This window comes from Kitasatospora sp. NPDC052896 (assembly GCF_044547075.1).
In the GTDB taxonomy this organism is placed as follows: domain Bacteria; phylum Actinomycetota; class Actinomycetes; order Streptomycetales; family Streptomycetaceae; genus Kitasatospora.
The window spans coordinates 138,558-149,887 of sequence record NZ_JBITZU010000014.1; the positions used below are offsets into that span (position 1 = coordinate 138,558).

Below are 11,330 nucleotides of genomic sequence, written 5' to 3' on the forward strand. Positions count from 1 at the left end.
GTGCGGTTCAACGGGATTACTCCTGAACTGAATTGGGATTGGGGTCAGCGGGCAGTCGCGGCGGTCAGCTCGACGCTCACGGCGTCATTCGGGCGTCGGTGTCGAAGAGCGCCTTCTCGGCGGGGTGCAGGATGTGCTGCACGATGAAGCTCCGCCCGGCGACCTTCCACAGGCCGCGCCCCCGGGTGAGCGAGGCAACCGCTTGGGTCTCGACGCCGGTCAGCCCCAGTAGGGAGGCGGCGGTGGCGAGTTGGTCGCTCTCCTGGCGGTAGATGACGCGCGTGCTGCAATCGGCGAGCAGGCCCTCGGCCAGCACCCGGCCGCGCGAGCCGGCATCGCCGGCGGACAGCAGGTCGGACAGCCGGTGGATCACCATCAGGTTGGCGATGCCCAGCCCGCGGGAGAGCTTCCACTGGCTCTGCATCCGCTCCAGCAGGCCGACATGGCGCATCACCCGCCACGCCTCGTCGTAGATCACCCACCTGCGACCGGCCTGCGGATCGGCGAGCGCGGACTCCATCCAGGCGCTCGCGCAGGTCATCGCCAGGACGAGTGCGGTGTCGTCGCCGCTGCCGCCCAGGCGGGAGAGGTCGATCGTCAGCATGGGGACGCTCGGGTCGAAGGTGAAGGTACTCGGGGCGTCGAACATCCCGGACAGGTCACCGTGGACCAGGCGTCGCAGAGCGTGGGCGAGGTCCTCGGCGGCCGGACCCATCCGCCCGCCCTGCTCGCCGAGCGCGGCATCGAGGCGCTCGGGAGAGCCAAGGGTGTGCGCGATCTCGCCGAGTAGCGGCACCGTGCCGTTCGCCTGGGCGTCGGCGACCACCAGGTCCAGCGCGAGGTCGAGGGCGGTGTGCTCCATCGGCAGCAGGTCGCGCCCGAGCACTGTGCGGGCAAGGCCGGCCAGCAGCATGAGGCGCCGCTTGCGGACCTCGCCCGCCCAGTCTTCCTCGTTCACGCCGTCCGGCCGCGCGGGGGCGTCGAGCGGGTTGAGCCTGCCCTTCAACCCGGGCCCCAGCGCGATGGTCCGCCCACCGAGTTCGTCCGCGAGCAGCGTCCACTCACCCTTTGGATCGGACGGCACGTAGACCTTGTAGCCGTGGGCGATGGACCGGGTCGCTATCGACTTGGCCAGTGCGGACTTGCCCATGCCGATGATCCCGGCCAGCACGGCGTTGGGGTTCGTGAAGCCCTCGACCTTGCCGCTGTTGTAGAGGCTGAACGGGTCGAAGCAGAACGAGCCTTCCGCATGGACGTCCCGGCCGACGAACATCCCCTCGGAGCCGAGGCCGCCCTCCGCCAGGAACGGATAGGCCCCGCTCGCCACGGCGGTGGTCATCCGGTGGGCCGGCAGGTGGACCTTGCCGCCTCGGGCGGAGGTCGGGCCCGGTCGCCCTGACGGCGGATAGGTCGCCCGAAGCTCCGGATCGACTCCCTCCTGCTCGCGCTCGGGCGGGGTCTCGGCGAGGCGGGCCTTGCGGCGGGCCAGGTCGAAGTCACGCCGGGCGGAGCGCAGTTCGGAGCGGGAGGACTTGCGGGGAACGAAGAGGGGGCTGGCACTGGCGCGGGTCTTGGGCATGGCGATGGGCTCCGATGGGTGGCGGGAGAGGGTTAGCGGCGGATGAGGCCGGTGAACGGGGTGTGCAGGTCGGCCGGGGTGGTGTGGCGCCGGACGCGGTGTGCGGTGCGCTGGTGGCGCTGGCAGATCGTCAGCTCGGGTGCGCCTTCGGGAAGGCCGGCCTGGCATGCCTCGCGGTCGGGCACCTCGGCGGTGCCGGGCCGGGGAGAGGCGTGGTAGGCGGCGTGCACGTGGTCGGTCGCCTGCCAGATCCGGGTACGGGCGGCCCGCAGCTGCTCGCCCTCGATCGGCACGAGCGCTCCGGTCCGGCCGGCGTGGGCGTCGAGCAGGGTGTGGAGGGAGACGAGGTGGGCGTGCAGGCTGTCCAGCTCGGTGCGTGAGGTGACCAGCGGGCCTGCGGGGATGTTGAGCGTGCGGTGGAAGTCGACCGCCGCGGTCGCGAAGGGAAGGAAGTCCTCCGCGAGGGGAGTGGTGGTGCGGGGCATGGCGGTGCTCTTTCCAGCGAAGTGGGGATGGGTGGTTCAGGCGGCGAGGGCGAGGGGGAGCGCGGCGGTGGTGAACGCCTCGGCCTGCTGCCAAGTGAGCGGGCGCAGGTCGAGCTGGGCGGCGACGGCGGCGGTCTCCACGACGGCGCAGGCCGAGCGAAGTTCGTCCTCGGTGTCGGCGCTCACGGTCAGCAGGCCGGTGAGGGCGACGTCGGCGTGGCCGGCGATGAGCTGGCGTTCGCGCTGCTTGACGTCCTGGTACTCGACCGAGTCGGCTTCGCTGTCGACCTGGCCCCGGCGGGCGCGCTCGGCGGAGTCCGCGATGATGCTGGCCTTCTTGCGCTGGACGTCGCGCATCGCCGCGTCCAGGCCCTTGGGCTCGTACGCGAGCGACAGGGTGCGCTGGACCCCGCCGCTGAAGAGCAGCTGGTGCAAGAACCCGGGGCTGGTCTCGGTACGCGGCCAGTTCTCGACCCAGTAGGTGGAGTGGACGGCGGAGTCGGTGGCGATGTGGCCGGCCTTCTCGACCACGACCACGGGCCCTGCGGCGGCCGGGTCGGCCTCCGGGCGGCCGGATGAGGACCAGCGCTCCAGCCCGGTCAGGGACTTGGGGTCGTACGCGGTGCGCACCACGGCGGCGATCTCGGTCGCGGAAAGCCAGCCGACCGGGTTGAGACCGGCGGTGCGGGCGGCCTGGTCGAAGGTGGCGGTCAGCTGGGCCAGCACCGAGAATCCTCCGGCGAGGCCGCCACCGGCCTGATTGATCAGCCGCCGGGCCGCCTTGAAGTCCAGCGAGACGGCGACGTATGCCTCGTGCGGGGCGGCGGCCGGTCCGGCGTTCTTGACCAGCTCGCTGTAGATCTGGCCGGCGACCGGAGCATCGGGGTTGCCGGTCTTCTCCCAGTAGCGCCGAAGCGCATCGCCCGAGGCCGGCATCGTGCGCTCGATCACCTGGATGCGGGCGATGTGCCCGGTGCGGGCGAGCGCCGCCAGCGCCCGGCCCCAGCCGCCGACGTTCGCGTTCTGGGTGGCGGGGTCGAGCAGCGCGTAGGCGCGGCTGCTGACCTTGACGACTGCGGTCAGCGTTCCGGCGCGCGGGTCGTGGACCGCGCCGTACCGGCGGTCGGGTGCGGTGACCACCCGAAGGCTCGCGGAGGTGCCGGGCAGGTGCAGCAGGCCCTCGCGCACCGGCCGCCGGGAGGGCCGGGCGAGCCAGACCAGCTGGCCGCGCATGCGCCGCAGCGCGTAGCGGGTGGCGATCGGTGCCCAGTCGGCCAGGGAGCGGCCACGGTGGCGGACGAGGACGAACAGGGCGACGGCGGCCCACAGCGGGGTGAGTTCGAGTGCGCCGACCACGCCGCGGGACAGGACGACAGCGAGCAGGAGAAGGCCGGCGAGGGAGGCGACGATCAGCTGGGCAGCGGTCAGGCCGAGCAGGATGCCGCGCTTGGAGCGGTGCGGGAACTTCACCGTGGCAGGGGAGGTGTCAGACATCGGGGATCCAGGGGTGCGAGCGGGCGGATGGGGGCGGCGGGCGCGGGGATCTTCTGGAAGCCATGGCGGAACTCCTGTTTGGGGGTAGGCGGGGCGGGCTGTGGCCGTGGGGTCAGCAGCCCGCCCCGAGGCGGCGGGTGGTCAGGAACCGGAGGGCGGCTGCTGGGGGAAGACCCAGCGCTGCGGTGCCGGCGAGCCCTGCGGCGGCGGTCCGCTTGGTGCGGAGCCCGGAGCATGGGCGGTGGCGTCCGAACGCTGGCCGACCGGCGATCCCTCGGCGGGCGGTGTGCTCTGGCTGGGGGAGCCTCCTGCCTCCGGGGCCTGAGCCGCCTCCGAACCGGAATTGCCCTCACCGCTGGGTGCCCGGGTGATGAGTGCGGGGATGCCCGGACGCTGGATGAGTCCACGACCCCGGTCGCCGCCAGCGCTCGGGTCCTCGCCGAAGCGGAACTTGGTGGGCATGGCCGGCGGCCCGGCGTCGATGCCTTCCTTGCTGAACCGCCCGGACGGGTCGATCCCGGAGGCGACACCGTCCTGGCCCATGCCCGGAACCTGGGAGGGGCCCTGCGGTGCGGGTGTGCCGGTGCCCACCTGCATCGCCAGGCTCGCCGCGGTCTTGGCCGCGCCTGCGGCGACCGCCATCCCGGCGACGCCGGTGCGGTGCAGGTCGTCGTGCCCGCCGTTGTCCGTTGCCCAGTGCACGAACTTGTAGGTCGCGTAAGGGCAGAGGAGGACCAGGACCATCACGACGATGCCGGCCATAGCGTCGGAGAGGGCCGACATGCCGTCCTTGGCATCGCTCTTGCCCATCGCGGAGACGCCGATCAGGAACACCACGGTCATCAGCAGCTTGCTGACCACCAGCGTGGCGGTGGCCTCGATCCAGCCGCGCCGCCAGCGCTTGGCGACCTCCCAGCCGCCGCCGCTGCCGGCGAAGACCGCCAGGGCGACCAGGATCAGGACGCCGACCTTGCGGGCCACCATCGTGCACCAGTAGAGGAAGGCGCCGATCGCACAGCCCAGTGCGACCAACGACGGCACGCCCCAACCGAGTCCGTACATCGCGCCGAGTTCGTTCACCTTCACGACGCGGCGGATCGCGTCCTCCACGGACGTGTTGGCGGCTTGGAACAGGCCGTCGCTCAGCCCGTCCACCACAGTGATCGCCACGCTGGTGAAGGAGATCGCGCAGAAGGAGAACAGAACGCCGGTCATGGTGCCGATCGCGGCTTGGGCGAGGGCGCGTTCGTCCCGGCGCCACGCGGCGAACATCAGCTGGATGCAGAACGTGCCGACGATGATCGACAGTCCGATGGGCAGCAGCAGGGCGTAGTTGTCGCGGAACCAGGGGGCGTTGAGGTCGATGCTGGTGGTCGCGTTGACGGCCTTCGCGGCGAGGTCGGCCGCGCTGGCGGCAAGCTCGCCGGCGGACTTGGCGATCCACGCGCCGATGCCGTCGGTGATCGACTTGCCGGGATCGGAGACGAAGTTGGCCGCGTCGCAGACCGTGTTCATCAGGGGAAGGTCACAGACACCCATGGGGGTACCTCCTTTCAGGAAGGGGTCAGGGGGAGATGGTCGGGAAGACGCCGGCGAGCGTGCAGTTCTGGGACGGGCGGCACTGCACGGCGAGAGTCGTCGAGCGGGCCTCGGCGCCACCGGCTGGCGTGCCGTTCCAGCCGATCGACTGCTGGCCGGAGACGGTGACGGCGTAGACGTACGCCTGCGTGATCGCCCCCGGATCGGACTGCAGAGCCTGGGTGAACGAGGCCGGGAAGTGCGCCTCGTTCACGCTCGCGGTCGCGTACTGGCCGTTGTCGGCCATCCGGCCCCACAGGACCGGCGAGGGCACCAGGGCATCGACCGAGGCGGTGTCGGCGTACTTGGCGTCCGACGGCATCCAGTTGTGCAGTGCGGCCAGCAGTTCGGGCTGCGCGTACGAGCGGGTGTCGTACGTCCACAGCGCGGATGCCGCCGCCTTGCCGAAGGCGATCGGATCGTGAGTGGCGGGTGGGATGGGCAGGGCAGCGCGATCACCGGGTGAGGCCGAAGCCGAGGTGGCGGAAGGCGCGGCGGAGGGGGAAGACGCGGAACTCGCAAGGGCAGAAGGGCCCTTGGCGGGCGTCCTGCCGTCGCGGGTGAGATACGCGAGCAGCCCGGCGAGGGCAACGAGCACGGCCAGAGCGGCGGTGCCGAGCAGCGCCCGGCGGCGCACGCGAGATGCGCCGCCGGGGTTGCCGCTACGGTCAGCGGCAAAGGAACGCTCGCGCATCAGTGGACCTGACCGCCGAGCGCCGAGAAGAAGGCCACGATGCCGTTCGCCGCACCGAGCAGCAGGGCAGCGCCCGCGCTGACCAGGACGCCCTTCTTGCCGTTGGCCTCGGCCTGGTGACCGCCCGAGTGGTGGCCCCAGGCCCACACGCCGGCACTCACCGCGAGCGCTCCGACGACGGCGATGATCCCGAACAGGTTGATCGAGCCCATCACCTGCTTGAGGACCGCGAGGCCGGGCAGGCCGCCTTCGTTCGGCTGGATGCCCGGGTCGTAGGCGAGCTGGATGGCCTTGTTGGCGAGATACATGTCGAACTCCAGTTCTATTTATGGCACGCGCTAGCCCGGATCGGGGGAAGAGGCGGTGCGGTGAAGGGGGGAGGGGAGAAGCGCCGGTCAGACGACGCGGCGGGCCGCGAGAATCTGCGGTTTCCAGTCGGCGAGGGTCGAGATCTTGACCACGTCGCCGGTGTGCGGGGCCTGAACGACGAGGCCCTGGCCGATGAACATGCCCACGTGATTGGGCGCTTGGGCCGTTCCCTCGGTGAACAGCAGGTCACCCGGCTTGAGGGAGTCGACCGAGACGGGCTGGCCGTCGGTGACCTGTTCGTAGGTCGTCCGCCCGAGGGTGACCCCGGCCGCGCGGTAGGACGCCTGCATCAGCGCCGAGCAGTCGCACCTGGCCATCGGGTCCGGCCCGTGAGGGGCGGTACAGGTGCCGCCCCACTGGTACGGCGTGCCGAGCTGGCCCAGCGCCCACCGGATCGCGGTCTGCACCTGGGGCGGGGCGTCGGCCGGGATCGTGTATCCGGCCGGCAGGGTGCCCGGTGGGATGGCCCCGAAGCCGGAGCCGTCCCCGCCGCTCGTACAACCGCTGCCGCTCGTGGCCGGTGGGGGACTGCTTCCGCTGGCGGGGCTGGGACTCGGCGTCGCGCCGGTCTTGGCGAGCAGCGGCTCGATCGCCTTCTGCAGCGCGGTGGCCAGCGGTTCCCACTTGGCGTAGGCGTCCGGATAGCCGGAAGCCTGCACCGCCTGCGCGGCCTGGGTGACGGTCATCGACTCCCAACCCGAAACCTGCTGGAGCGCCGAGTAGAACTCGGTGCTCGCGTGCACCGGGTCGAGGATCTGCTCCGCGGTGCCCCACCCCTGGGAGGGCCGCTGCTGGAACAGGCCCAGGCTGTCGCGGTCCCCGTAGGTGAGGTTGCGCAGGCCGCTCTCCTGCAGCGCGGTCGCCAGCGCCACGATCTGCCCCCGAGCCGGGATGTGCATCGCGACACCGGTGGCCTGGATCGTCTTGGCGTTCGGCACCTGCTCGGCCGGGTTGTCCAGCCCCGGCACGGCAACGGTGCTCTTGTCGCCGCCGTCCAGAATGGCCTTCACCTGAGAGGCCACCGCCGAGGTATCCACAGCCTGTGCACCGTTGTTGGAACAGGACGTGGCTGCGGCGGCGGATCCGGCTGCCGCGACGAGGACCGGAACGGCCAGCAGCAGCGGACCGGCAGCGGCGAGACCGACGACGGCTCCGGCGGTCTTCTTCATCGCCGCCGCCAACAGTCGACGGCGTGAACGGCCTTGACCGGATGAAGGGTTGGGCGCGGCGGCGGGTGTATCAGGGCATGCTGCATCGCAGCGGCTCCTCGCTGGTCGTAGGAGACGCGGTGCCGGCTTCTCGCGCAAAGCCGCCGGCACCGCGCCGTTGTGAATCCGCCCCTTGGAGGCGGGCCCGGGTCAGGGGAGTTGGTAGCTCCCGGACGCCGGTCTCGGGTCATGCGCGGCAGCCAGCCGCGCTCGTAATCTCAGGTGGTACACGGGGGGCTCTCCTCGGATCACGGAATCGGGGTTCGAATGCGCCGACAGCGCACCGCAATTGGACGGCACAACATGAATCAGCACAGGTCATCAGGGGTGGAGCTGGGCTCCGCCTCGGTGACGGGCCAGACATTAGACGCGGATTCCGGCCGCACCAAACGACCCCGGAAAGGGCCCCGGAAACGGGCGGACGCCTCATTAGGTGCAACCGGATATCGCGGCTAACCTCCGGCGCATCCCCACTCCGAGCGGCTGCCGCATCGGCGTCGCTCGGAGTGGGCCCAGTTCCGTCACGCCCTGAAAGAGGCCCCGCGCATGAGCTACACCCTGCACCGAGGTGACGCCCTCACCGTGCTGAAGACCCTCCCCGACGAGAGCGTCGATGCGGTGATCACCGACCCGCCGTACAACTCCGGCGGACGCACCAGCTCCGAGCGCACCGCCCGCGACGCCCGCGCCAAGTACGTCACCAGCGGCTCCGCGCACGACCTGCAGACCTTCCCCGGCGAGAACCGCGACCAGCGCTCGTACCGCGCCTGGCTGACCGCCCTGCTGACCGAGGGGTACCGGGCCTCGAAGGAGCACTCCGTCGCGATGGTCTTCTCCGACTGGAGGCAGGAGCCCACCACGTCGGATGCCCTGCAGATGGCCGGGTGGACCTGGTGCGGCACAATCCCGTGGATCAAGCCCGCCAGCCGCCCGCGCAAGGGCGGCTTCAAGCAGTCCGCCGAATTCATCACCTGGGGCGTCAAGGGCAGCCTCAACAAGAACAGGGAGATCTACCTCCCCGGGCACTTCATCGCCTCCCAGCCCCGCAAGGACCGGGTCCACATCACCCAGAAGCCGGTGGAGATCATGCAGCAGCTCGTCAAGATCTGCCCCGAAGGCGGCACCGTCCTCGACCCGTTCACCGGCTCCGGCTCGACCGGCGTCGCCGCGCTCAAGGAGGGCAGGAAGTTCGTCGGCGTCGAACTCTCCACCCACTACGCCAACGTCGCCGAACAGCGACTGCGAGCCGAACTAACCCAGGACGACTTCGTCCTGGCCGGGCCCGAGGCATGAGACGGGCGACGGCCGAAGCCGGTAGACCAGAGGCGCAAAAGGGCGGCTGTCACATCGAGTTATCGATGTGACAGCCGCCCTTCGTCGTAGGTCAGGCAGCCTCGAAGGCCAGCTGTATCAGCGGCCTCGACTTCTCCAGGTCCTCCGTGGTCTGGATCCGTACTTCAAGGTCCCCTGTCCCGAGATGGTTCTTGGCGCGCATGTCCCGCGTGAAGCCCTCTTCCAGCGTGACCGTGGACGGATCGACCTTGAGGTAGAGCATGATCGTGTCTGCCTTGAGGAACCACACGGTCGCCACCGTCACGAACCGACGGAAGACGAAGTAGCGCTTCGTGGCCTCTGCCTCCACGTCCCCCGAGGACGTAAGCGCCTCATGCAGCTCTTGGTAGAGAGCTCGGAGGGCGGCAGGCTTGGCTGCCAGGTCTTCCTCAATAGGCTTCATCTCGGCGTCGCCGGACGGATCTGTGCCTCCGCCGAGGTCGACGGGTGCTGGCCGAGCCGTCGCCGGCCGAGGTGCCCCGGCGCCTCCCGGCGTGGACTCGACCAGCTGCAGGCTCAGCAGCCCACCGTCGAAGATCCGGTACCGCACGAGGTCGATACGCTGATGCATCTTGTGCACCGCAGTCCGCGCGTGCCGGGTGAACTCCCCAGCGATGCAGACCACACGAGGGTTTCTCCAGTTGATGGCGTTGGCTGCCTCGTCGCCGAGCTTGTCTTTGACCAGAGCCTGGAACTCGTGGTGGCTGGCATCCAGCCAGGAGAGGTATGAGACCGCCTGAACGATCACCCCGGGATCGTTGCCTCGTTTGTACTCGATGATCACCGGGGTGCCGTTCTCGTCCAGCCCGAGTGAGTCGATCCGACCGCGGTGCAGCGGACCAGTCGGGTACTCGCTTGCCAGGAAACGGATCCCGAGCATGGTTTCCATGCTCGCCTCGATCCGCTCCTGCAGCTGCGACTCCAGAGCCGCCAGCGATCCCTGCACCTCGACGTCCCGCTTGTCGGCATCGAGCCGAAACAACTTCAGGTCGGTCACCTGCGCACCCCTCCAACGATTGCTTCGAGGGGACCAATCAAGATCGGTGGGCAGGTATTCCAGCCACTTCGAGGTGATTCGCCTGGTGGGCCCCTCAGGCGGTCCGACCCACATCAATATCTGACCGGGCCGCCGACACAGACCCACTGCCGCTATCGAGCGGTGGGGAAGACACCCTGGTGGCCGGATCTGGGAGGTATTCGATCTCTGCCATGCGAGGGCGCTTCAGCCACTAGGCTGACCAGGGACGACCATGGCGGTGGCAGTGCCGCGCGTGTGCGAAAGGGCTGAGTGGGAGCATGCCGGGGATGCCCGAGCGGATCGGCCGATTCACGGTGGCGCGGAAGCTGGGCGCCGGAGGCATGGGTGAGGTCTTCCTGGCTTACTCACCCGCTGGGGATCCCGTCGCGGTGAAGTTGATCCGCGCAGATCGGCTGGACCCGGTGACGCGGGCGCGTTTCGAGAAGGAGGCGCGGGTCGCTCGGGAGGTGGTGGGCACCGGCCGCGTCGCGCGGTTCCTGGACGCGGACCCGTATGCGGATCGGCCGTGGATGGCGATGGAGTACGTGCCGGGTCGCACTCTGCTGGAGGCGGTGGACGACGAGGGGCCGCTGCCGGCGGTCCTGGTGGCAAGCCTCGGTGCCTTGCTGGCGGAGGGGCTTGGCGCGGTGCACGCGGTCGGCCTGCTGCATCGTGATCTGAAGCCGCAGAACGTCATCCTGGGCGACTACGGGCCGGTGATCATCGACTTCGGTCTCGCGGCGTTCGCGGACACGACGCAGGAGTCCCTGTCGCACAGCGGGATGATCGTCGGGACGGTGCGGTGTATGCCTCCCGAGCAGGCCTCGGGGCATCCACGGGTGACCACGGCGGCGGACGTCTACGCGTTGGGCACCGTGCTGCTATATGCGGCGGCTGGGCACTATCCGTACGACGGGACCCGGTGGGAAGCAATAGTGGCTCAGGTAGCCAACCCGGCTCAGGCCCCGGACCTCAGCGGTGTGCCGGAGCCACTGCTGCCACTGATCACCTCAATGCTTGCGCACGAGCCGGAGGACCGGCCGACGCTGGAGCAGGTCGGGCATGAGTGCACCGGACTCATGACTGTGCTGGGGGTCGCAGCGGTCTCTGCGCGGCAGGCGCTGATCGCTCGGACAAGTGCGAAGGCGCCTGGTGGGTCCGGCGCGGAGTTGCTGACCTTGGAGGTCGAGGAGCGGCTGAGGGCGCTTCTGGCAGAGGAACCCTCGTCTTACGCGCTGGAGGCTCCCGCTAATGCTGCGAGCGATGCCGTCGGTTCAGCTGCAGGGGAGACCCCAGGCGAGCAGGCCCCCGTGATCCCGGCAGCGGCGAACACGGAGGCAGCCCCGGAGGGGCCGCGTCGTGCACGTCCTCGGATTCCGGCGTCGCAGCGGATCGCTGACGAGCTTCTGAAGGCGTACGCTCCGCAATCCGCTCTGTAAAAGGGTGGTGGGGAGCCGGTGTCGGTGGTGGGTGCGAGCCTGGTTGGATGCCTGTGAGGGCCTGGCTGAGACTGGTCGCGCACATGGAGTGATCAAGGTGGGGCGGTAATGGCGGCAAGTGAGCAGGAGTACGG

10 protein-coding genes are annotated in these 11,330 nt (G+C 70.0%); 2 read left to right on the forward strand and 8 right to left on the reverse strand.

The genetic code is table 11. From position 1 onward, the window contains the following. Window positions 1–76: 76 nt before the first annotated feature. From ACIGXM_RS25355 to ACIGXM_RS25385, 7 genes are all read right to left on the reverse strand, one after another. On the reverse strand, window positions 77–1,579 hold the full coding sequence (locus ACIGXM_RS25355; RefSeq protein ID WP_396564593.1) for an ATP-binding protein: 1,503 nt from the start codon (window positions 1,577–1,579) through the stop codon (window positions 77–79). A gap of 32 nt (window positions 1,580–1,611) precedes the next feature. Further along, complete coding sequence (locus ACIGXM_RS25360; protein WP_396564595.1) at window positions 1,612–2,064, reverse strand: DUF6238 family protein; 453 nt, start codon at window positions 2,062–2,064, stop codon at window positions 1,612–1,614. A gap of 36 nt (window positions 2,065–2,100) precedes the next feature. Continuing rightward, window positions 2,101–3,558 carry an SCO6880 family protein gene (locus ACIGXM_RS25365; RefSeq protein ID WP_396564597.1) on the reverse strand — a complete coding sequence of 486 codons (1,458 nt, stop codon included), beginning with the start codon at window positions 3,556–3,558 and terminating at the stop codon, window positions 2,101–2,103. Window positions 3,559–3,699: 141 nt separating this feature from the next. Next, window positions 3,700–5,097 carry an ATP-binding protein gene (locus tag ACIGXM_RS25370; protein WP_396564599.1) on the reverse strand — a complete coding sequence of 466 codons (1,398 nt, stop codon included), beginning with the start codon at window positions 5,095–5,097 and terminating at the stop codon, window positions 3,700–3,702. A 25-nt stretch (window positions 5,098–5,122) separates the two neighbouring features. Next, window positions 5,123–5,830 carry a hypothetical protein gene (locus ACIGXM_RS25375; RefSeq protein ID WP_396564601.1) on the reverse strand — a complete coding sequence of 236 codons (708 nt, stop codon included), beginning with the start codon at window positions 5,828–5,830 and terminating at the stop codon, window positions 5,123–5,125. Next, entirely contained in the window at window positions 5,830–6,138 is a 309-nt protein-coding gene (locus ACIGXM_RS25380) for a DUF6112 family protein (RefSeq protein ID WP_396564603.1), read from the reverse strand. The genes ACIGXM_RS25375 and ACIGXM_RS25380 overlap by 1 nt, the downstream gene beginning before the upstream one ends. Window positions 6,139–6,225: 87 nt before the next feature. Beyond that, window positions 6,226–7,368 carry a C40 family peptidase gene (locus ACIGXM_RS25385; RefSeq protein ID WP_396564605.1) on the reverse strand — a complete coding sequence of 381 codons (1,143 nt, stop codon included), beginning with the start codon at window positions 7,366–7,368 and terminating at the stop codon, window positions 6,226–6,228. 585 nt (window positions 7,369–7,953) lie between these two features. Between ACIGXM_RS25385 and ACIGXM_RS25390 the strand changes: the two genes are divergently transcribed. Further along, window positions 7,954–8,700: a DNA-methyltransferase gene (locus ACIGXM_RS25390; protein WP_396564607.1), complete on the forward strand. Its 747-nt coding sequence runs from the start codon at window positions 7,954–7,956 to the stop codon at window positions 8,698–8,700. Between the two features lie 91 nt (window positions 8,701–8,791). Here ACIGXM_RS25390 and ACIGXM_RS25395 read toward each other — a convergent pair whose 3' ends face one another. Next, window positions 8,792–9,736, reverse strand: coding sequence for a DUF5655 domain-containing protein (locus ACIGXM_RS25395; protein ID WP_396564609.1), 945 nt, complete (start codon window positions 9,734–9,736; stop codon window positions 8,792–8,794). Window positions 9,737–10,044: 308 nt separating this feature from the next. Here ACIGXM_RS25395 and ACIGXM_RS25400 point away from each other — a divergent pair, with 308 nt between their 5' ends. Continuing rightward, window positions 10,045–11,196, forward strand: a complete 1,152-nt coding sequence (locus tag ACIGXM_RS25400; protein ID WP_396564611.1) for a serine/threonine-protein kinase — start codon at window positions 10,045–10,047, stop codon at window positions 11,194–11,196. Window positions 11,197–11,330 lie beyond the last annotated feature (134 nt).